This window comes from Cystobacter fuscus DSM 2262, assembly GCF_000335475.2.
GTDB lineage: Bacteria > Myxococcota > Myxococcia > Myxococcales > Myxococcaceae > Cystobacter > Cystobacter fuscus.
Genome location: NZ_ANAH02000001.1, coordinates 115,479 through 137,491 on the forward strand (window position 1 = coordinate 115,479; position 22,013 = coordinate 137,491).

At 66.7% G+C, this 22,013-nt stretch carries 12 protein-coding genes; 6 read left to right on the forward strand and 6 right to left on the reverse strand.

The features are described from left to right. Positions 1–90: 90 nt before the first annotated feature. Positions 91–645 (forward strand): hemerythrin domain-containing protein, encoded by a 555-nt coding sequence (locus D187_RS00460; protein WP_002630021.1) that lies wholly within the window; start codon positions 91–93, stop codon positions 643–645. A gap of 19 nt (positions 646–664) precedes the next feature. On the opposite strand, the gene D187_RS00465 is transcribed toward D187_RS00460, so the two are convergent. After that, complete coding sequence (locus tag D187_RS00465; protein WP_002630020.1) at positions 665–2,569, reverse strand: glycoside hydrolase family 3 protein; 1,905 nt, start codon at positions 2,567–2,569, stop codon at positions 665–667. 274 nt (positions 2,570–2,843) lie between these two features. Between D187_RS00465 and D187_RS00470 the strand changes: the two genes are divergently transcribed. Then, positions 2,844–3,839, forward strand: a complete 996-nt coding sequence (locus tag D187_RS00470) for a lipin/Ned1/Smp2 family protein (RefSeq protein WP_002630019.1) — start codon at positions 2,844–2,846, stop codon at positions 3,837–3,839. Positions 3,840–4,433: 594 nt separating this feature from the next. Then, positions 4,434–5,315: a pectate lyase gene (locus D187_RS00475; protein ID WP_020917692.1), complete on the forward strand. Its 882-nt coding sequence runs from the start codon at positions 4,434–4,436 to the stop codon at positions 5,313–5,315. 66 nt (positions 5,316–5,381) lie between these two features. On the opposite strand, the gene D187_RS56295 is transcribed toward D187_RS00475, so the two are convergent. Then, positions 5,382–5,732 carry an MmpS family transport accessory protein gene (locus D187_RS56295; protein WP_002630017.1) on the reverse strand — a complete coding sequence of 117 codons (351 nt, stop codon included), beginning with the start codon at positions 5,730–5,732 and terminating at the stop codon, positions 5,382–5,384. 533 nt (positions 5,733–6,265) lie between these two features. On the opposite strand from D187_RS56295, the gene D187_RS00485 reads away from it, so the two are divergent. The 3 genes from D187_RS00485 (at position 6,266) to D187_RS00495 (ending at position 16,813) form a co-directional block, all read left to right on the forward strand. Beyond that, positions 6,266–10,024: a beta-galactosidase gene (locus D187_RS00485; protein ID WP_162159604.1), complete on the forward strand. Its 3,759-nt coding sequence runs from the start codon at positions 6,266–6,268 to the stop codon at positions 10,022–10,024. A 246-nt stretch (positions 10,025–10,270) separates the two neighbouring features. After that, entirely contained in the window at positions 10,271–15,664 is a 5,394-nt protein-coding gene (locus D187_RS00490; protein WP_002630015.1) for a trifunctional serine/threonine-protein kinase/ATP-binding protein/sensor histidine kinase, read from the forward strand. A gap of 144 nt (positions 15,665–15,808) precedes the next feature. Then, positions 15,809–16,813 (forward strand): M28 family peptidase, encoded by a 1,005-nt coding sequence (locus tag D187_RS00495; RefSeq protein WP_002630014.1) that lies wholly within the window; start codon positions 15,809–15,811, stop codon positions 16,811–16,813. A gap of 103 nt (positions 16,814–16,916) precedes the next feature. On the opposite strand, the gene agmC is transcribed toward D187_RS00495, so the two are convergent. The 4 genes from agmC to D187_RS00515 form a co-directional block, all read right to left on the reverse strand. After that, on the reverse strand, positions 16,917–18,920 hold the full coding sequence (agmC, locus tag D187_RS58630) for an adventurous gliding motility protein AgmC (protein WP_020917695.1): 2,004 nt from the start codon (positions 18,918–18,920) through the stop codon (positions 16,917–16,919). After that, positions 18,917–19,399, reverse strand: a complete 483-nt coding sequence (locus D187_RS00505) for a hypothetical protein (protein WP_002630012.1) — start codon at positions 19,397–19,399, stop codon at positions 18,917–18,919. Before D187_RS00505 ends, agmC begins: the two co-directional genes overlap by 4 nt. 465 nt (positions 19,400–19,864) lie before the next feature. After that, complete coding sequence (locus tag D187_RS00510) at positions 19,865–20,623, reverse strand: slipin family protein (protein ID WP_002630011.1); 759 nt, start codon at positions 20,621–20,623, stop codon at positions 19,865–19,867. After that, positions 20,620–21,960: an NfeD family protein gene (locus tag D187_RS00515; protein ID WP_051256149.1), complete on the reverse strand. Its 1,341-nt coding sequence runs from the start codon at positions 21,958–21,960 to the stop codon at positions 20,620–20,622. The genes D187_RS00510 and D187_RS00515 overlap by 4 nt, the downstream gene beginning before the upstream one ends. Positions 21,961–22,013 lie beyond the last annotated feature (53 nt).

Below are 22,013 nucleotides of genomic sequence, written 5' to 3' on the forward strand. Positions count from 1 at the left end.
GACGCGCGCCCCGGAGGTGCGCAGGTTGCGCTTGGACTCACCCTTCCCCGGTACGCACCCGCTGCGCCAGGGGACCACCGTGGAGACGGCATGAGCGACACGATCATCGACCTGCAGAAGCGTGACCACATGCTTCTCGACGAGCTGCTGCAACGCCATGAGCGCGCCACGCCGATCGGGCGCCGCGACACGTTCAGGGAGATCGTGAACCTGGTCACGACCCACGCCTTCGCGGAAGAGACGGTGCTCTTCCCGTTTTCGCGCCGGGTGATGACCTCGGCGGAGGCCATCACGTCGGAGATCGAATCACGGCACCAGCGCATCAACGAACTCCTGAAGGAGATGGAGACGTTCGAGCCGGGTGAGGCAGGCTTCGAGGCGCGCGCCAGGGAGCTCTTCCCCTTGCTGCGCGTGGACGTCCGCGACGAGGAGGACCGTCTCCTGGTCACGCTGGAGCAGCGCCTGGACCGCGAGGAGTTGACGCGACTGGGCACCACCTGGGCCATCGCCAAGAGGGGTGCGCCCAACCGGGCCCACCCTGGGATTTCGCGCCGGCCGCTGGGCAACCTGCTCGCGGGCATCCCCCTCTTCTTCGTGGACAGGATGAGGGAACTGCTCGCCCGGTGGCGCCACGCCCCCCAGTAGACCGCGCCCCGACGGGGGCTCAGTAACGCAGCCCGAAGAAGAGGGGGTAGAGCGGATGGGCCGTGTCGTGCGGCATGTCCGAGCGCCCCGCCTCCACTTCCGCCATCGACGAGGGCAGCTCGAAGGGCAGCTTGCCTTGGGGCGAGGCCTTGCCCGTCAAGACATCGAACAGCGCGGAATCGCTCACGCCGAAGTTGCCGAGGAGCGCGCTGACCTTGTCCTTCACGTTCGTCAGGATCGCCGGGCGGTCCAGGTAGACCGTGACGATGGTGGGCACATGGGCGCTCACGCGCTGGATGGCTTCATGGTCGGCGTTGCCCTCCTCGAAGGCGAGGTTGCCTTCGTGTTGCCGGAGTCCGAACACGTACTGGGGATGGAGCGTCTCGAACGGAGTCACCGTCCGCATGATCGCGACATCCGCCTCCTCGGGGGTGTTGACGACCGTCAGCCCATACCCGGCGGCGACGGCGCCATCGATGCCATGGAGGTAAACCTTGCGGATGTGGGCCCCCAGCGGCAGCAGCTTGTCCTTGTTCTCCAGCAGGACGAGTGAGCGCCGCTGGGCCTCCGTCGCCTCGGCCTGGAAGGCGGAGTTGCCCACCACCTCGCCCGCCCGCTCCACGTCGACGTAGGGGTTCTCGAACAGGCCTTGCTGGAACTTCTGCAGCAGGATCCGGTACACCGACTCATCCAGGCGTGCCTCGGTCACCAGGCCGGCGTTGACGGCTTCCACGAGCGCGTCGGGGTCATCGACGCCACCGAACTGATCCATCCCTGCGTTCACGCTCTTGGCGAAGCGCTCCACCTTGGACAGGTGCTCCACGCCCCAGGGAGTTCCAAACCCCACGAAGGAGGGAGTCTGCCCGGGAGGCGCGCCATGGAGGCACGCCTCATCACAATCGTTGGTGATGGCCCAATCCGAGAGGATGACGCCGTCGAAACCATACCGGCCTCGCAGCAGCTCCGTCAGGAGCTGCTTGTTGAAGCCCCCGCCCACCTGCTCCAGGGGCTGACCATTCAAGGTGACGCCTTGGAGGATGGAGTAGGTCGGCATCACCCCGCCGGTCTTCGCGGCGAACGCGCCCTCGAAGGGCTTGAGGTGGTACTCGAAGTTGTTGCCCGGGAACACCGCGTATTGGCCGTAGGCATTGTGGCTGTCGAAGCCATCCTTCGCGGCGCCGTAGCCGGCCCAATGCTTCACGACGGCCACCACGCTGCCCTTGCCAATGCCGTTGCCACCGTCCTGGAAGCCCTCGATGTAGGCTCGCACGAGCGTCCTGGCGAGGTCGGCATCCTCGCCGAAGGTTCCATGGACGCGAGCCCAGCGCGGCTCAGTGGCGAGATCGGCCTGCGGAGAGAGCGCTTCCTGGATACCTACAGCACGGTACTCCCGCCGGGCGATGTCTCCGAAGCGCCGCACCAGGGCCTCGTCCCCGATGGCCGCGAACCCGAGCGCCTCTGGCCACTGGGAGAAGTTCCCCGCGGCGACACTGGCGCCCAACGTGAACTGAAAGTGGTTGCGGGGATCCGTGCTGAGGGTGGCCGGAATGCCCAGGCGCGTCGCCTCCGCGATCTCCTGCAGCGCATTGTTCTCCTCGGCGAGGAGCCGGGCATTGCCCTCCAGCCTCGTGATGAAGCTGTTGACCCCTTTCTCCGAAATCATCCGGGTGGCGAGTGCCCGGTCATAACGGCTGACGCCTTCCGTCTTCTGGGTGGGAGCCGTTCCATGCATCATGACGCCCGCTTTTTCCCGCGGCGTCATCCGGCCGAGGAGATCCCGCGCCCGCTCCTCAGGAGTCCGCCGCCAGTCCTCGTAGACCTCGACCTGGCCATTCTTGTTCAAGTCCTTGAACCGAAGACCCTCCTTGACGATGAAGCCAGCGCCCCTGCTCCCGAGCTCCACCTGAGACGTCAACAATCCCATACCCAATATCACCCACGTTCAGAGCTTGTTGGCTTCCAGCATGCCTGCCTCCACTCGTCCCCGCACGCGACAGGCCGGGCGGCACGGCACCATGCCCCAGGGGACAGGTCATATTTGGTACACCGATATTTTTGCAACGTATTCGCAACAGCAGCACGCCGTCCGGCACGATGACGCATGACGTCATGTCTGATAGTGCCATGACGCGAGATGTCGGGGGACGTCTGTCCACGTCGAGGGGTATGAGGCCAGACCCCCCAACCAGGAGTTCCTCGTGACACGACTCGTGACCCAGCGGCTGGCGTTGATGCTCTGGACTCTGTGTGCTGTTCCCTTTTCCGCGTCCGCGCAGCTCACCTGCCCGGACTATGCCTCGGTCACCAATCCCCCAGCGCTCCAGGGCCCGGCGCGCAAAAGCTTCCGGCACTCGGGCAGCCAGATCCTGTCCTGGACGAATCCGCCCTATCACATGGTGCATGACCAGATCGTCCCCGTGGGCACCCCGGCCACGGTCATGGGCAAGTTCGACTACGGCGGCGTCTTCCACAAGGATCTCGAGGACGAGGACGTCCATGTCTACATCATGGGAACCCTCACGCCGGGTTGGGAGTACGTCGGCAAGTACCGCACGGACACGGATGGCAAGGTCTACGTGCCCCTCACCCGCCCGGTGGGCGAGTACCGGGTGAAGATGATCGTCGAGGGCGATCTCAGCTCGGCCACCGGCTTCGTCTCCGTGGTGGAACCGGGCCGCAAGACCGTCCTGTTCGACATCGACGGCACCTTGACGCTCAATGACTTCGAGGCGGTCGGCGACTACCTGGGCGTCAGCACGGCCCAGGCCTACGCGCATGCCGTCGAGGTGGTGAACAGCTACGCGGCCCTGGGCTACCAGATCGTCTACCTGACGGCCCGGCCGTACTGGGTGACCAAGGACACGCGCGAGTGGATCGACTACCAGGGCCTGCTCGAGGGGCACGTGCACACCAACCCCTACGGGGACGGTCCCATCCCGCCGGACACCGAGCAATACAAGACCGATTATCTCACCTACCTGCTCGAGGACGTCGGGCTCGACATCGTCCGCGTGTACGGCAACGCGACCACGGACATCGGCGCCTACGCGGCCGTGGGCCTGCCCAAGTCCGAGACCTATATCATTGGCGAGCACGCGGGGAGCGAGGGCACCATGCCCATCCGCAACGACTATCTCCAGCACCTGAACACGGTCGTGGCCTCCACGCCCGGCGCCGGCTGCACTCCCCGCTAGCCGGGAAACCACCACGCCGTGAGCCCGTCATCCGGGGGGAACGCAGCCCCCCGGATGTTCCGCGAGCCCCGACACTCATTGCATCCTGGAAAACGTTTTCCGCCCGTCCAAGACCAAGGTGCGCATGAATGCGACACCGTCAAGCCACCAGCCCGGGCGCTCCCGTGGGAAGTCCACGACATTGACCTGAGCCAGGGCCACGCCGGCCCCACGGCATGTCGAGCAGGAGGGGCCCTCTCCGCGCAAGGCCTCCGAGCGGGCGGGGCAGCCCCCACTTGTACGTCCCCCGGGTTGCAGGTCCGGAGATGCGAACAGATTCCTGACAACGGCAGGCAATCGCTGCCGACGATGTCGCATGTCCACCCAATCGGCCGTCCACCCGGAAAAGGAAATCCCCCCTCATCCCCCTTCATTGACGCATCGCACGAAAACGTTTTCCCATTGAATTCGGCCTTTGCCTGGTATACAGATGATTTCGCTGATTCCGCGAATCTCAGCCCTCCTCGACCAGGGGTCCCGCGCACCTCATCGCGCGTGAAAATTGGCCGAGTGCGTCATCAGTTCCAACCGCCGGACCACAAGGAGATGCCAATCATGTTCACATCCAAGACACTGCGTACCCCTGCCCTGCTGCTCGCCATGGGAGTTTTCGGAACCGGGTGCCTGGACGGAGGAATGACGGCGGAAGAAGAGCTCCTGAGCGAGCAGACTGGCGCGCTGGAGACCATCGCGACCACCATCCCGACGCCCAGCAACGGCTCGGCGGGCGAGATCCGGAGCAGCACGACCCGGTTGAAGAACGCCGCCAACGGTGGCTCGGACGTCTACGACTTCGCCAACAAGAAGATCGGCGTGAAGAGCACCAAGTCATGTGACGGCGAAGGCCAGCCGACGGTGTTCGAGGTCGAAGACGGAGTGACGGTCAAGAACCTCATCATCGCGGGCGGGACCGCCGGCGGTAATGGAATCGTCTGTCTGGGCAGCTGCACGCTCGACTACGTCTACTGGGAGGATGTCTGCGAGGACGCGGCGACGAACAGCAAGGACGGGGCGACGATGACGCTCAACCACGTCATCGCCCTGCACGCCACCGACAAGGTCTTCCAGCACAACGCCAAGGGCAACTCCAAGACCATCATCAAGAACTCCTACATCAGCGATTTCGGCAAGCTCTGGCGCTCCTGCGGCGACTGCACGGCCAACGGCGGTCCGCGCAACCTCATCCTCGACAACGTCAAGGTCGAGGGCATCAAGTCGGCCACCGCCGGCGCGAACCAGAACTACGGCGACACGGTCACGATCACCAACCTCTTCGTCAAGGGCGGCTACAACGCCTCGACGGACAAGCCGAAGATCTGCACGGAGTTCATCGGCGTCACGGATCACAATGGCGAGTCGACGAAGGTCAACAATGGCAAGAGCCAGTGGAACACCCCGACCTGCCGCGTGAGCCAGAGCAACGTGCTGAGCTGGTAACGATATCCGGTTGATGGATGTGGGGCCCTGATGGATTTCGTCAGGGCCCTACTCCCGTTGGGAAGGTCAGTTCGCGCTCGTGCTCGAGCTGATCTGCTGTTCACACACCCTGCTGCCTGTCACCTGAGCGTCGCTGCTCCCTCCCGACGTGGAGTTCAGCGTCCCGTTGTACTTCACCTCGAAGCGCCCGTTGGTCACCGAGCCTTCCATCCCGATGCCCACGTTCGCGCCGGGGAAGAGGGTGACGGTCTTCGTCCACGGCAAGGTCGGATTCTCCACGACCGCCGGGGTGGAAGAGCCATCGCGGTAGGTGATCTTCGTGATCGTGCCCTCGCCGCTTCCGATGACCTCGTACTTCACGGCGTAGCCCATGGGCGCCGGCACGAACGTGGGAAGCAGGGAGGTATCGGTCTCCATGGTGCAGTCCCTGGGAAGAGTCTCCTCCGAGGCCGGCCCCCCACATGAGGCCAGGGCAACACCTGCCACCGCGAGGAAGGTACGAGCGAAAGAACGTGAGAGCATGAGTCTCCTCGAGCAAGGCACGCGTGAGTGCGTGCACGGAATCAGGGGCTCCTCTAACACACCGTGAAGACCTGGCCCCACTCCAGGAGCGGCTCGGCAACGGGGTGAAACCGACAACGGCATGGCGTATGGGTCGAGGCCCGCGTTGAACGTCCAAGGTCCGACGCTCGGGTGTCGACGATGGGCGGGAGTCAATCGTCCGGCGAGCCGTGGTGTATGGTGGCTTGGAAACAAAGACACGGGGCGGCATCCCTCCTCTCTCTCGTGCTGGAGCCGTGGCTCCGCGGCATGAGCGGCTCCGGATGACGCCACACGTCACCATGACGCCGTATGTCAATTCATTGAAGACATCGGCGGGAGAAGGATCACACATGAAGCATCAGGCAGGCGGACGGACTCCCCGAAGGACACGCTGGCCAGGCGGAACGATGCTGGCCTCATGGGTGGCGGCGCTGTCAGTGGCCTCGCTCTCGTGTGACAAGCCCCCGAAGCCACCACCCGACCCCCAGCCACCCACCTGCGGAGGCGAGGCCCCGGAGAGCCCTCCTGGTGCGGGAGTGCCCGTGTATGGGGCGGCGGTCGAGGCCTTCGGTGATGGCAAGCCCCATCAAATCACCTACGACAAGTACTCGCTGATGATCGATGGCAAGCGCGAGTACATCTGGTCCGGCGAGTTCCACCCGTTCCGGCTGCCCAACCCCGACCTCTGGTGGGACATGCTCCAGAAGTACAAGGCGATCGGCATGAACGCGGTCTCCTTCTACTTCAGCTGGGCGTACCACTCGCCAGCACCCGGAGTGTATGACTTCAGCTCCGTGCGGGACGTCGAGCGGTTGCTCGACATCGCCGAGGAGGTCGGCCTCTATGTCATTGCCCGGCCCGGTCCATACATCAACGCCGAGGTCGACTCCGGTGGCTTCCCCGGCTGGCTCCAGACGCAGGCAGGGCGTGCCCGCAGCGATGCCGACGACTACCAGGCCGCGTGGGAGCAGTACTTCGACGCCATCAACCCGATCCTCGCCCGCCACCAGCTCACCGACGGCGGAGGCTCGGTGATTCTCTACCAGATCGAGAACGAGTACGACCGGACGGACGGCACCGCGCAGAACTACATGGAGGAGCTCAAGGCCGCCGTCCGCGCGGATGGCATCACGGTGCCCCTCTTCCACAACGACAAGGGCCGCGAGCTGCGCTGGGCGTGCGGCAAGGGGGCGCCCGACCTCTACGCCACCGACACCTACCCAGGCACCTCCGTCACGGATTACGAATTCCTCCGCCATGGCGAGAAGTTCACGCCCCCCCGGTGTGGTGTCGAGGACCGGCCGTTCTTCTGGGCGGAGTTCCAGGGCGGGTGGTTCCAACCCTGGGGAGGCAAGCTGTACGAGGACAACCGCGACGCGTACGGGCCCACGTTCGAGCGCATCACCTACGGCAACAACATCAACAACCACTTCACCATCCAGAACCTCTACATGCTCTACGGCGGGACGAACTGGGGCTGGCAGGCGGACCCCAACGTCGTCTACACGTCGTATGACTACCACGCGGCCTTCGACGAGTACCGCCAGCAGACGAACAAGATTCCCCCGCTGAAGCAGCAGGGCTACCTCGTCGACGCCGTCGCGGACCTGCGCCAGCTCGACAACCTTCCGGAGCAGGTGGAACACAGCAACCCCGAGCTCCACGTCGACGGAGACGTCAATCCCGTCACCGGGGCGAGGTTCTTCTTCGTGCGGCAGGAGAACATCAAGTCGGTCTCGCGCCAGGACACCACGCTGCGGGTGCGGGTCTCCGACGGCGACTACACCGTGCCGCAGCAAGCGGACACGGCGCTGACGATCAACGGCCAGGACTACAAGATCCTCGTCGCCGGATACGACCTGGGCGCACAGCGGCTCGTCTACTCCACCGCTGAAATCTATACGCACCAGCGCATCGGCGAGCGGGACGTCGCCGTGCTCCACACGCGCAAGGGCGAGGCCGCGGAGCTGGTGTTGCGCTACACGGCGGAGCCCTCCGTCCAGGTGCTCTCTGGCGGCGTCACCTCCACGTGGGACAGCTCGAAGAACGACCTGCGCCTCAACTGGTCCGCGGACGGACTCGCCCGGGTCCGCGTCACCGAGGAAGGCCGCGCACCGCTGGAGCTCCTGCTCGCCGACAGCGACACCGCTTCGACCTTCTGGACGGCCCACACCGCACGCGGCCCGGTGCTCGTCCGCGGCGCACAGTTGATCCGCGAGGTCCAGCAGGATGACGCCGCCCTCCGGCTCGTGGGCGACGTCAGCGCGGCGGCGGACATCGAACTCTGGGCGGGTGCTTCGTTCTGTCAGCTCACCTGGAACCGTGGCGAGCAGACCTGGTCGGAGACGGAGTACGGCACCAAGGTCCTCTCCGTGCCCGGTCCCCAGCCGGTGACACTGCCTCCGCTGACCTCCTGGAAGCACACCGTGGATCAGCCCGAGGCGGCTCCCTCCTTCGATGACTCGGCATGGCTCGTCGCCGATCGCACGACGACGAACAACCCGACGAAGCCCTCCACCCTGCCCGTCCTCTACGCCGACGATTACGGGTTCCACTATGGAGACGTCTGGTATCGCGGGCGCTTCCAGGCCGTTGGCGACGAGACGGGCATCTCCCTGACCGCGGGCACCGGCAAGGCGGGAGCCTGGGCTGTCTGGCTCAACGGCACCTACCTCGGCACGGTGCGCACGAGCCCCCAGGCACAGAACTCGAGCAAGGACATCCCCTTCCCCAGTGGGCTGCTCGAGCCGGGGCAGGAGAACCAGCTCTCCGTGCTGGTGCGCAACATGGGGCACAACGAGGATGGTGGCAGCAACGACGGACACAAGAACCCCCGGGGTCTGCTCGCGGCGAAGATGATGGGTTCCGGGTCGGTGATCTCCTGGCGCATCCAGGGTGCACGCGGCGGCGAGAGCCTCGTCGAGCCGCTGACCGGGCCCCAGAACAATGGAGGACTGCACGGAGAGCGGGCCGGCTACACCCTGCCGGGCTTCCCCGACGAGACGTGGGAGTCCGCCACCCTGCCGCAAGCGACGGTGGCCCCGGGCCTCCATTGGTACCGCACGGAGGTCCAGCTCGAGCTCCCCGAGGGACAGGACATCCCCATCGCGCTGCGCTTCGGCGGAGAGACGGCCCCCAAGTACCGCGCGTTGATCTTCGTCAACGGCTACAACCTGGGTCAGTACGTCAATGACGTCGGTCCCCAGCGAGACTTCTCGCTCCCCCAGGGCTTCCTGCGCCATCGCGGGAAGAACACGCTCGCGCTCGCGGTGTGGAGCGACGACGGCGCGGGACCGGGCCCGGTGGAGTTCGTGGCGAAGGCGAACGCCGTGACGGGGCTCGTGGTCCGTGACGTGGAGAGCCCCTCGTATGCGCCAGTGCGCTACACCGAGCAGCGGGCGACCACGGCGCGGCTCGAACTGCCCGCGGAGGCCGAGGATGGTGCGTCCTTCACGGCCACCGCGCGGTTGGAGGTTCCCTCGGGAGAGCCAGCGGCCACGGGAGTACGATTCACCCTGGAGGTCCCCAGCGGCTGGACGTCCGAGCCGACGGGTACCACCCCCGACGGCATCACGTCCTGGAAGGTCACGGTCCCCTCCACGGGCCGCACGCCGGCATCCCCGCCCGCGCTGCTGAGGGCGACGGCCGCCTACGTGCAAGCAGGCGCGGCCCGCTCGGCGAGCGACGTTCGCTTCGTCGGCCGTCCGGTTCCTCCGCCGGTGGCTGGCGAGCAGTGGGTCAGCGACATGCTCTTCGACGCCAGCACCAACGCCTGGGGCCCCGTGGAGCGGGACATGTCCAACGGGGAGCAGGCGGCCGGCGACGGGCGTCCGCTCACGGTGGGCGGCACCGAGCACGCCAAGGGCCTCGGCACGCACGCGGATTCGTCCGTCACGGTGACCCTGAAGGGCTGCGAGTCCTTCACCGCGATCGTCGGCGTGGACGACGAGGTGGGGGATCGGGGAGATGTCACGTTCGAGGTCATCGGGGACGGCAAGTCCTTGTGGAAGTCCCCGACCGTGACGGGCAGCAGCGCGCCGCTCCCCGTGAGCGTCGATGTCACGGGCGTGACCCAGTTGCGCCTGGTCGTCGACGACCTCGGGAGCAACGGCAAGGACCATGCGGATTGGGCCTCGGCGAAGCTCACCGGCTGCACCGGCCCATGAGGTGGAACGAGCGCTGAGCGAAAGGAAGCCCAGCGCTCCGGTCGCATCGTCCCCCCCGAGAGCCCTCCGAGGGGGGTTGAGAGGGCAACCGGCTGCTTCCGAGCCCCCAGCGGCGTCCAACACCAGCGCCCTACCAGCTCCCGCGCCCCACGTGCTGTGACGCGGTTCATAGAAGAGCGAAGCGGACTGCGAGAAGATGGGCTCCTCTCGAACCCAACGGCGTCTGGCGGGGGAAACACTGAGCCCATGAACTCGAGCGCGAGCTATTCGATCCGGGAGACGCTGTTCACCAGCACGAAATCGCGCATCTACCGGGCGACGCGGACCGCCGACCAGCGGCCCGTGATCCTCAAGGTGCTGCACGCGGACTTCCCCAGCACGGAGCAGGTCGCCCGGCTTCACCGGGAGTACCGGCTCACCCGCGACGTTGCGATGGATGGGGTCATCGAAGTCTTCGGACTGGAGAGATTCGGAACGAGCACGGCGATCGTGCTCGAGGACTTCGGGGGGGAGTCGCTCGCACAACGGCTGTCCAGCCGCCCGCTAGAGCTTCCACATGTGTTGAGCGTGGCGATCCGGCTCGCGGACATCCTGGGGCGTGTCCATCGGCGCCACGTCATCCACAAGGACATCAATCCCTCCAACATCGTCTGGAACTCCGACACCGACAAGCTCGCGCTCATCGACTTCGGAATCGCGACCGAGCTGTCGCGCGAGACCCCCACCGTCCTCAACCCGAACGTGCTCGAGGGAACCCTCCCCTACCTGTCGCCAGAGGCCACCGGCCGCATGAACCGGGTGCTCGACTACCGCACCGACTTCTACTCGCTCGGGGTCACCCTGTACGAGCTGCTCACCGGGCAGCTCCCCTTCACCGCGACCGATCCCATGGAGCTGGTGCACTGCCACATCGCCCGCGTGCCGGTGCCGCCGTGCGAGCGGGTTGCCGGGTTGCCCGTCACCCTCTCCAACATCTTGCTCCGCCTGCTCTCCAAACGAGCCGAGGAGCGCTACCAGAGCGCCTTCTCGCTCGCCATGGATCTCCAGCGATGCCTCGACGAGGTACTCACCACCGGAACCATCTCCACCTTCGAGCTCGCACAGGGTGACGTCTCCGAGCGGTTCCAGCTCCCGCAGAAGCTCTACGGTCGCACGCGGCAGCTCGACGAGCTGCTCGCGGCCTTCGACCGGGTGAATGAAGGCGCGACGGAGCTGGTGCTCGTCGCGGGTTACTCCGGGATGGGCAAGAGCGCGCTCGTGCACGAGGTGCACAAGCCGATCGTGAAGCGCCGGGGCTACTTCGTCTCCGGCAAGTTCGATCAGTTCAACCGGAACATTCCCTATGACTCCCTCATCCAGGCCCTCCAGGAGCTGATCCGGCAGTTGCTCGCCGAGCCGCCAGAGCGCCTGGCGAGGTGGAGGGCGGAGCTCCTGGCGGCGGTGGGACCGAACATCTCGTTGCTCATCGACGTGCTGCCCGAGGTGGAGCTCATCGTCGGAGCGCAGCCGAAGGCCCCCGAGTTGCCGCCCGCCGAGGCCCAGAACCGTTTCACCCGGACCCTCGAGAGTTTCGTCCGGACCTTCGCCGGGCCGGAGCACCCGCTCGTCGTCTTCCTCGATGACCTCCAGTGGGCCGATCTTCCCTCGCTCGAGCTGATCGAGCGGCTCACGACGGATGCGAGCACGAAGTACCTGCTCCTGCTCGGCGCCTATCGCGACAATGAGACCGATGCCTCGCACCCGCTCGTCCACATGCTCGCCAGGATGCGCGAGGACGGCGCGACCCTGAGCACGCTGACCCTGGGTCCGCTGTTGCGCGAGCATTGCATCCAGATCCTCGCCGAGGCGTTGAGCAGCGCCGCGCCGGACGTCGAACCGCTCGCGGACCTCGCCGTCCACAAGACGGGGGGCAATCCCTTCTTCCTCGGGCAGTTCCTGCTGTCCCTCAACGAGGCGGGAATGATCGTCCTGGACGAGCGAACGCGCCGCTGGACCTGGGACATGGACCGCATCTCCCGCACACCGATGACGAACAATGTCGTCGAGCTGATGGCGGCGAAGATCCAGAAGCTGCCGGAAGACACCCAGCGTGTCCTGCGTCTGGCGGCCTGCATCGGCAACACCTTCGATCTGAACACCCTCACCCTCGTCGATGCCCGCCCTCCCCGGGAGACGGCGGACTCACTCTGGGCCGGGCTGCGCGAGGGTCTGATCCTGCCCTTGGACGACGCCTATAAGTTCATCGAGGACCGCTCCGTCGCCGAGGGGTTCGTGACGGGCCACTCGCGTGAGCCGGCGGCCCCGGGCGAGAAGGTCGCCTACCGCTTCCTGCACGATCGCGTGCAGCAAGCGGCCTACTCGTGGCTCCCCGAGGGGCAGCGGCGCGAACTCCACCTGCGGATCGGCCGGCTGATGCTCTCGGGACTCGCGCCCGAGGCTCGGGACGAGCAGCTCTTCACCATCGTGGGTCACCTCAACCTCGGCTCGGAGTTGCTCTCCCGTCAGGAAGAGCGCGACGAACTCGCGGAACTCAACCTCCTCGCGGGACGCAAGGCGCAGTCCTCGGCCGCGCGCACCGCCGCCATGCGCTATCTCGAGGCGGGGCTCGCGCTCCTCGGCGAGGAGCGCTGGACGCGCCACTACCCGCTGACCCTCGCGCTCCACACCCAGGCGGCGGAGGCGAGCCTCATGAGCACGGACTTCGAGCGGATGGAGCACCACGCGGACCAGGTGCTCGAGTACGCCCGGAGTCCGCTCGATCTGGTGAAGGTCTACGAGGTCAAGATCAGGGCCTGCACGGTCCAGAACCAGCTCCAGGAGGCGGTTCGCACCGCGCGCCGGATCTTCGCGCTGCTGGGCATCATGTTCCCCGAACAGCCGACGCCCGAGCATGTGCGCATCGAAATCACGAAGCTCAGGACGGCCATGGGGCAGCGCCGGATTGAAGAGCTCATCGAGCTTCCCCCCATGACGGATCCGGTGATGCTCGCCGCCACGCGCATCTTCGCGATCATCTTCTCCGCCGCGTATATCGGCGATCGGCTGCTCTTTCCGTTACTCGTGCTCCGCCAGATCCAAATCGCGGTGAAGTACGGCAACACCGGAGCGGTGGCGTACGGCTACGGCACGTATGGAATGGTCCTGCTCGGCATGAGGGGTGACATCGAATCCGCCTATGCGTTCGGCAAGCTGTCACTGCGGGTGCTCGAGCGCTACGACGCAAGGGAGTACGTTCCCCGCACGCTCTACCTCTGGCACTACTTCATCCGCCATTGGAAGGAACACGCACGCGAGAGCTTCCGCGGCCTCCAGGAGGTCTACCGGACTGGACTGGATCTCGGAGATCTCGAGTTCGCGGGTTGGGCGGCACAGGCGGGCCTGGGTACTGCCCGCTTCCTGGGCCTGGATCTCGCGGAGTTCGAACGAAGCTCCAGTGGCTGGCTCCAGGCCATTGCTCAGATCAAGCAGGAGAGCGCGCTCTACATGGCAAGGATTTCATGCCAGACCGCACTGAACCTGAGGGGAGTATCCGCCGACCCATGCCGCCTCATCGGGACCGCGTACGACGAGGACAAGCAGCTCCCCGTCCACCTGGAGGCCAACCACGTTTCAAGCCTGGCCGCTCTCTTCACCTGCAAAACGCAACTCTGCTACCTGTTCGGGCGTCACACCGAAGCGCTCGCTCACGCAGTGATGGCGGAGCGCTACCTCGGGGGGGCGGTGGCCACCCACGCGGTTCCCACCTTCTACTTCTTCGACTCGCTCGTGCGCCTGGCGCTCTACTCCGGCATGTCCACAGAGGAGCGCGAACAGACGGTGAAACGCGTGGAGGACGGGCTGGCCAAGATGAAGATCTGGGCCGAGCACGCGCCCATGAACAACGGGGCGAAGCATGCGCTGATGGCCGCGGAGCGCCACCGCGTGCTCGGCGAGGTGGAATTGGCGCGGGAGGAGTACTACCGCGCCATCGAGCTCGCCCGAGAGCACGAATACCGCAACGACGAGGCGCTCGCGACGGAGCTGTTCGCCGCGTTCCTCGCGGGCCGAAGAGAGCACGAGGTCGCGCGGCTCTTCAGGGCCAAGGCACGCCACCTCTACCACCTCTGGGGAGCCGAGGCGAAGGTGGCCCAGCTCGACCGCACCTTCCCGGAGCTGCGCACGGTGACGATGTCCAGCGCGCCGTCCAAGGTGTCCGACACCACGACTTCCGAACTCACCCACCCCTCGAGCGCGCTCGACCTCGTGAGCGTGCTCAAGGCCTCGCAGGCGATCTCCGGAGAGCGGGTCCTCACCCATCTGCTCGAGAAGCTGATGCAGATCGTGATCGAGAACGCCGGGGCACGCTGGGGCGTCTTGATCCTCGAGGACGAGCGTCCGCTCGTCGCCGTGGCGAAGCAGCCGTCGAAGGACGGGCCGGGTGGCGTCACGCTGCACGAGAGCCTCGAGCAGACCCCCGTCGCCTTCTCCGAGGCCATCGTGCGCTACGTGCAACGGACCCAGGAGGTGGTGGTGCTCGATGACGCCTCCACCGCCACCTCCTTCGATTCGGATCCCTACATCGCGGCGAACCGGCCCAAGTCGGTGCTGTGCATGCCGATCATCCACCACAAGAAGCGCGCGGGCATCCTCTACCTGGAGAACGAGCTGCTCGCGAATGCCTTCACCCCGGAGCGCTGCAAGGTACTCGAACTGCTCACCGCCCAGGCCGCCATCTCGCTGGAGAACGCCAAGCTCTACGACACGCTCGAGATGCGGGTGAAGGAGCGGACGCGGGAGCTGTCCGAGACACTCCAGCGCCTCCAGGACACGCAGAAACAGCTCATCCTCCAGGAGAAGCTCGCGTCGCTTGGCAGCCTGACGTCCGGGATCGCGCATGAGATCAAGAACCCGCTCAACTTCGTGAGCAACTTCGCCGAGTCCGCGGTATCGCTGGTCGCGGAACTCCGCGAGGAGCTCAAGCACCAGCGGGAGGACCCGAAGCAGGCGAGACCCGAGAACGTGGAGCAGATCCTGGATGACCTCTCGCAGGGAGCGACGAAGATCCGCGAGAACAGCGCGCGCGCGGACCGGATCGTCCGCGCGATGCTCGAGCACGCGCGGACGGGTTCCGGGAAGATCCGGCAGGTGGAGCTCAATGCACTGGTGCGCGAGCACGTGAGCCTGGCCATGAGCGGCCGGAAGGTCCGTGCCGGCAGCGAGATGGTCATGCCCACGCTCCTCGCCCACTACGACGAGTCACTCGGGAGCGTGTCCATCGCACCGGAGGACATCGGGCGGGTCATCCTGAACCTCACCAACAATGCCCTCTACACGCTCGCGGCCAAGAAGAAGACGCGAGGCAGCGGATTCACGCCCCAGCTCATGGTGTCGACCCAGGATCTGGGCGAGCGTTTCGAGATCCGCATTCGCGACAATGGGATGGGGATCCCCACGTCGGTGAGAGAGAAGATCTGCACCCCCTTCTTCACCACCAAGCCGCCAGGCGAAGGGACAGGGCTTGGCCTGTCGATCAGCCACGACATCGTCGTCCAGGGTCACGGCGGAGGTCTGAGTTTCACCTCCGCGGAGGGAGAGTACACCGAGTTCGTATTGGTGTTGCCCAAGCGCGCGAGCATCGGGCAGTTGGATTCGCTCAGGTGACGTGGCCCGCGTCGAATGCCGCCCTTGCCGACGAGGGGCCGCCGTCCTGGCACGCCTCCAGCCAAGCCTGGTTCTCTTTCAAGTGGGAAGCCCCACGCACGGGTTGCATCATGGCTCCCGAGAAGACCTTCGAGGGGGGTCGAGATGGAGAAGCGTCGCGAGAGCAGGAAGCGGATGGGGTGGATCCTCGTGGCCATGGGACTGGGAGGACTCGCCGCCGTAGGGTACGGGGTGGGCCGCGCGCCGTCGGAGCCCGAGAGCAGCGCGAGCCCGTGCACTCCCGGCCACGTGGACCCCGAGCGATTGAAGGCGCATGTACGCACCCTGAGCGAGACCTTCGTGCCTCGCGATCACCTGCACCCGGAGAACCTGGAGCGCACGGCGGACTACCTCGCCGAGGCGCTCACCCGCGCGGGCGGCCGTGTGCGCTCGGAGCCATACTCGGTGGGGGAAACACGCTACCGCAACGTCGTCGCCACCTTCGGACCGGAGAGCGGGGAGCGGCTCGTCATCGGCGCGCACTACGACGCGGCCGAAGGAGCACCGGGCGCGGATGACAACGCCAGTGGGGTGGCGGGCCTGATGGAACTGGCGGTGCTGCTCGGGGCGCGCCCCCCGCCGATGCGCGTGGACCTCGTGGGCTTCACCCTGGAGGAGCCTCCCCACTTCCGCCAACCCACCATGGGCAGCAAGGTCCACGCCCGGGCGCTGCGCCAGCAGGGGGTGAAGGTGCGCGCGATGATCTCCCTGGAGAGCCTGGGCTACTTCTCCGACGCGCCCAACAGCCAGCGCTACCCGGTGGCCGCGCTCGAGTGGCGCTATCCCTCCCGAGGCCAGTTCATCGCCGTGGTGGGACGCACCGACGAACAGGCCCTCATCACCACCGTGCACGACGCCCTGCGCGCGCGGGAGGGCCTGGCCACCGAGTCATTGGCCGCGCCTCGCTCGCTCACCGGCGTGGACTTCTCCGACCATGCGAGCTTCTGGGACGAGGGCTACCCGGCCGTCCTCGTCACCGACACCGCCCTGTTCCGCAACCCCGGCTACCACACGGCCGAGGACACCTGGGATCGGCTCGACTACGCACGCATGGCGCTCACGGTCCAAGGCGTCCAATGCGCCGTGGAGGCGCTCCTCCCACGGCGGTGACGGGTGAACCAACTCGGGCAGTGTGTCAGACGACTCGTAGGGGCGAGGTGTCGATACGATTCCTTTGACACCTTCGCCGGAGACACCTTCGCCGACGAGGACGTCAGCGTCCGAGATGCCGACGTCGCAGGCCCACGGCGAGCGCGCACAAGCTGAGCCACAGCATCGACGTGTCCCGGCCTGGGGCTGAGCAGCCGAATCCATCCCCGATCGACGCGCGATCAGCAGCCGCGACGCGGAAGTGCCAGGAGGCGGGGCTGTCGTCCTCGTTGCCCGCGCGGTCCCGGGAACGCACCCTCACTGTATGCGAACCATCGGGCACGTCCGTGAAGATGCCCGAGGCCGGACAGGGGTTGAATGCCCCCCCATCCAAGCTGCACGTGTAGGTCACCGTCTCCTCGCTCGATCCGAATTCGAAACGAGGGTTGTGCTCATGGATGGTCCCCTGGGGCCCAGAGACGAAGGTGTCCGGGGGCGTGATGTCCACGAGGAAGGTACTGGGCGTGCTGTCGAGGCTCTGCACGGCATCCACCGCCGCAACGGCCCGCACCGTGTGCGAGCCCTCGGCAAGGTCCTGGGGAAGCGCGAAGGAGAAACTCCCCGAGGCATCGGACAACACCCGGCCGACCTCCTCTCCATCAATGAGGAGGAGGATCTCGGTGTTGGGTGATGCCCGCTGCGGGTAGAGCGCGGAGGTGCCCGTGATGCGGGGACGCACGTTGTTGGTGATGGTCCCGTTGGGAGGTGTGACCACGGTGGGCGGCGTGGGGATGATGAAACCGTAGGCCAGCTTGATAGGCGTGCTGTTAACACCCGCCTGGGCACCGTAGGAATACGCACTGGCGTCTTGCTGTGCTCCGGGGGAGGACCCCATGGAGAGGATCTCGCAACTGGCTCCCGGCTCGGACTGGAACAGCGCCTGTCCCCCGCCGCCTCCTCCTCCCGGACCGACCCGCGGGGTGGGCGAGGAGCCACCAATACCACCCGTCACGGCGGCGATGTGACACCCGGCCGACCTGACGATGCGCACGTAGAGCGCGCCACCTGCGCCACCGCCACCGCTCCCCTCATAGGCCGACCCCCCCAAACCGCCCGAGGCGTCGAGCACCCCCCCACCCATGAGCTGGCGGGCTCGCAGGAAGACGGCCCCGCCTCCGGCCCCGCCGCTTCCCCCGAATGATGTGGAAGGGCCATGGCCCGCGCCGCCGCCCCCGCCGAACAGGAGTCGGGTCAACAAGGGGGCGGAGACGGCCGCCCCTCCCTTTCCTCCTACGTCCCGCCCACCATCGTTCGCGTCCGAGCGTCCACCCTGCCCGCCGCTACCGCCGTTGCCTCCCCCTCCGCCTCCAGACCGGAAGCAGATGCCGCCGCCCGCGCCATTGGCCACGTTGCCCCGCCCGGTCTGGGAGGCGCCATAACGGCTCACCCCCGCGAGACCCTCGCCCTTTTGAGCGCCATTGGGCACGCCCTCGTCCAGCTCGATACAGCCCCGGGTCACCCATTCATTGGCGACGTACTGACCGCCCCGGAAACCCGAGTCCCTCGCGGAAATGGAGCCCTGGTTGTTCACCTCGTCGGTGGCCAGGAACGCGACGACGCCGCCCACGCTCCCATTCCAGCGAGCGGCCGTGAGGCTCCCACCCGCGGGAACGGTGACAGTGGTGTATTCCGGCACGCGGATGACCTGGCTCAGGTTGGCCGGATAGTCCTGGACGAGGGGAGCGGTCAGCCGCAGCGTCGAGGGCGTCACCTCGGCCAGCCGCGCGAACTCCCAACGCCCCGCCCCGCTGGTGTTCACGTCCACGGGACCCGGGTCTCCAGACGCGGGAGCGGGCGAGAGGCCCGAGACCTGATACACGAGCACCAGGTCGCCTTGCGCGAAGCAGGTGTCCGCGAGACAAGCGCCTACCTCCAAGGAGGTGGCCTTGCGAGCCGCGGGGGCTGTCAGGGGCGCGTAGGCGTTGATGACGGTGTTCGACCCGGTCACGGTGAGCGCCCCGTCGCGTCCCGAGCCCAGTCCGAAGGTGTCGGGTTCCGCCCGAGCCAGTAATGGGCCCAGGGCCAGCAGGCCCACGGCGGGAAGCCACTTCCGCATGAATGGAGTCATGATCTTGGGTTCCCTTCGTCATTGAAGCGCGCGACATTGGAGGCCAGCTCAGTGCGCCCGAAGGCCACGCCGAGCAGTACCCGGAAGACGGGCGTGCCCAAGCCCGTCGTGGCTGGAGTGCCCAACTGCTCGGTCCGCAGGTCGTCCCCGCGCTGCCATGCCACCAGGGGCAGCTGGGCGTTCAATTCCAGCCAGCGCAGCGGAGCCCAGGCCAGCAACACGTGCGCCATGGCACGATCCGACACCAAAGCGCCCTTGCGGACTCCATCCAGGTAGAACACCAGGGGGTTGCGCTCGTAATGGCCCGCGACCGAGAGGCGGAATCCTCCTCGGGGCAACAGCTCTCCCGACCCCAACACCAGTGAGCCCTTGCCGCTGGGATTCAGCTCCAGGCGCTCCAGGTCGAAGACCGGAAGACCGGCGGGTTGGGCGAACGAGACCGAGGCTAACAACAGCGCCGCCACGAGAACCAGACGCACGTCTCTCACCCAGCGCCTCGGGGGGCAAGGCTTCGCGTGACTCACGAACTCTCCATATCGGCGAAGAGGTGCGCCTCATCGCGCTCCTACCCGGCCCTGTCATCAATGCATCTCAAGAATGACAAGAAGCGTGGCATGAAGCCGCGAGGCGCACAGCAGAAATCCTTGCCGCCCATGCTCGTTCGATGCGTATCGAGCAATTGGAGCAGGGCTCTGGGGTTCCCCTCACACTAATGCATCTCAAAAATGACAGGAAGCGTGGCATGAAGCCCGAGGCGCACAGCAGAAATCCTTGCCGCCCATGCTCGTTCGATGCGTATCGAGCAATTGGAGCAGGGCTCTGGGGTTCCCCCCACACTGGGACCCACCGCCCCGTCCGTAAGCAACCCCAGGCCCCCTAATCCCCTGAGGAGCCGTGTTGGCGGGGCAGCCATGGCCGACGTGTGCCCCATGGGCGGCCTCGAGTCACTTCCGCGTGAGGTCGAGCATGCGCATCAGGTCCAGGGGGATGGGGATGATGGTCTGATTGCCCCCTCCGGTGATCTCCACGAGCGTCTGCAGGTAGCGCAGTTGGAGGGTGATGGGATTGCGGCTGAGCACCTCGGCGGCCAGGCTGAGCTTCTCGGCGGCCTGGTGCTCGCCCTCGGCGGCGATGATCTTCGCGCGGCGCTCGCGCTCGGCCTCCGCCTGCCGGGCGATGGCGCGCTGCATCTCCACCGGCAGGTCGATGTGCTTCACCTCCACGTTGGAGACCTTGATGCCCCAGGGGTCGGTGTGGGCATCCAGCACCTTCTGGATCTCCCGGTTGATGCGCTCGCGTTCGGAGAGCAGCTGGTCCAGCTCGACCTGACCGAGGATGGCGCGAAGGGTGGTCTGGGAGAGCTGGCTGGTGGCGTAGAGGTAGTCCTCCACCTGGAGCACCGCCTTGTCGGCGTGGATGACGCGGAAGTAGACGACGGCGTTCACCTTCACGCTGACGTTGTCCTTGGTGATGACGTCCTGGGGGGGCACGTCACGCGCGACGGTGCGCAGGTCGATGATGACGATGCGCTCGATGAAGGGGATGATCCACCGGAAGCCGGCGCGCTTGAGGCCCACGAAGCGGCCGAGCCGGAAGACAACGCCGTTCTCGTACTCATTCACGATGCGCACGCCGGAGAGGAAGGCGAGCACGAGGATGCCCAGGGGAATGAGCAACCCGAGGGCGCCATAGACGTCGTTCATGTCTTGACCTCATCGACGAACAGGGTGAGCCCCTCCACCCGGCGCACCACCACGCGGGAGCCAGGAGGAAGGGGGGTGGAGGAAACAGCGGACCAGCGCTCGCCATGGACGAACACCGCGCCGCCGGAGGGCGAGACGGTGTCGAGCGTCTGACCCACCTCGCCGATGAGGCCCAGGTCTCCACCCTGTTGGGGCTGGCGGCGGGTTTCGGCGGCGCGAAAGGCGAGATAGACGGCCGCCCCGGCGACGAAGACGGCGGTGGGGATCAGCGTGGACAGGGGAACCCGAGGCGGGCTGTCGAGGAACCACCCCGGGTCGAAGCGGTCCATGAGGAACACGCCGCCGAGCACGAGCAGCCCCAGGCCGGCGGCACCGAGCAGGCCGCTGGTGACGAAGAGCTCGGCCACGAGCAGGGCGACCCCCAGCAGCAGCAGCACGATGGCCCCGGCGCGCACGGGCAGGGCGGAGGAGGCGAGCAGGGCCAGCACGAGGCACACCACGCCGGTGAGACCGGGGACGAAGAGGCCGGGGTGGGTGAACTCCACGGCGAAGCCGAGGCCCGCGAGAAGGAAGAGGATGTAGACGACGGCTGGCTGGGCGAGGGCGTGGAGGGCGCGCTGGGAGAAGGAGGGTTCCAGTTCCACGAGCCAGGCGTTGGCGGTGCGCAGCGTGACGGGGGAGTCGGCGACGGTGACGGAACGGCCGTCGGCCCACTGGAGAAAAGCCTCCTGGGTGGGGGCCACGTGCTCGATGACGCGCAGCTCGAGGGCCTTCTCGGCGGGGACGCTCTCGCTCTCGCGAACAGCGCTGATGGCCCACTCGGCATTGCGGCCGCGCTGTCTGGCGATGGACTCGACGAAGGCGACGGCGTCGTTCTCGATCTTCCGGGCCATCTCCTTGCCTCCGGTCTGTTCGGGGTCCTGCCCGGAGAGGCCGGAGACGGGGTGGGCGGCGCCGATGTTGGTGCCGGGCGCCATGCCCGCGAGGTGGGAGGCCAGGGTGATGAAGACTCCGGCACTGCCCGCCCGGGCGCCGGAGGGGCCGACCCACACGAGGACGGGGACGCGGGCCCCCAGGAAGGCGCGGACGATGTCGCGGGTGGACTCGAGCTCTCCGCCAGGAGTGTCGAGCCGGACGAGCAGGGCCTGATGACCGGCCTCCTGCGCGCGGCGGACGCAATCGACGAGGAAGGCACTGGAGCCGGCATCCACGGTGCCATCCAGGACGCAGCGGGAGACCACGGCGGGGGGAGGAGCATCCGCACGGCTGGTTGCCTGGCCAAACATCACCATCCCCAGCACGAGCACTCCCCACACCGAATGCCCAGACTTGCTCATGGCGCCGGTCCCCGTGTCCCATCCGTGAATCCGTCTGGGACATCTGGCCACCG

What these genes read in the sequence shown, in the direction of transcription:
- D187_RS00460 (WP_002630021.1), top strand. Translation starts at nt 91, where the DNA reads ATGAGCGACACGATCATCGACCTGCAGAAGCGTGACCACATGCTTCTC.
- D187_RS00465 (WP_002630020.1), bottom strand. Translation starts at nt 2,569, where the DNA reads ATGGGATTGTTGACGTCTCAGGTGGAGCTCGGGAGCAGGGGCGCTGGC.
- D187_RS00475 (WP_020917692.1), top strand. Translation starts at nt 4,434, where the DNA reads ATGTTCACATCCAAGACACTGCGTACCCCTGCCCTGCTGCTCGCCATG.
- D187_RS56295 (WP_002630017.1), bottom strand. Translation starts at nt 5,732, where the DNA reads ATGGAGACCGATACCTCCCTGCTTCCCACGTTCGTGCCGGCGCCCATG.
- D187_RS00485 (WP_162159604.1), top strand. Translation starts at nt 6,266, where the DNA reads ATGCTGGCCTCATGGGTGGCGGCGCTGTCAGTGGCCTCGCTCTCGTGT.
- D187_RS00490 (WP_002630015.1), top strand. Translation starts at nt 10,271, where the DNA reads ATGAACTCGAGCGCGAGCTATTCGATCCGGGAGACGCTGTTCACCAGC.
- D187_RS00495 (WP_002630014.1), top strand. Translation starts at nt 15,809, where the DNA reads ATGGAGAAGCGTCGCGAGAGCAGGAAGCGGATGGGGTGGATCCTCGTG.
- agmC (WP_020917695.1), bottom strand. Translation starts at nt 18,920, where the DNA reads ATGACTCCATTCATGCGGAAGTGGCTTCCCGCCGTGGGCCTGCTGGCC.
- D187_RS00510 (WP_002630011.1), bottom strand. Translation starts at nt 20,623, where the DNA reads ATGAACGACGTCTATGGCGCCCTCGGGTTGCTCATTCCCCTGGGCATC.
- D187_RS00515 (WP_051256149.1), bottom strand. Translation starts at nt 21,960, where the DNA reads ATGAGCAAGTCTGGGCATTCGGTGTGGGGAGTGCTCGTGCTGGGGATG.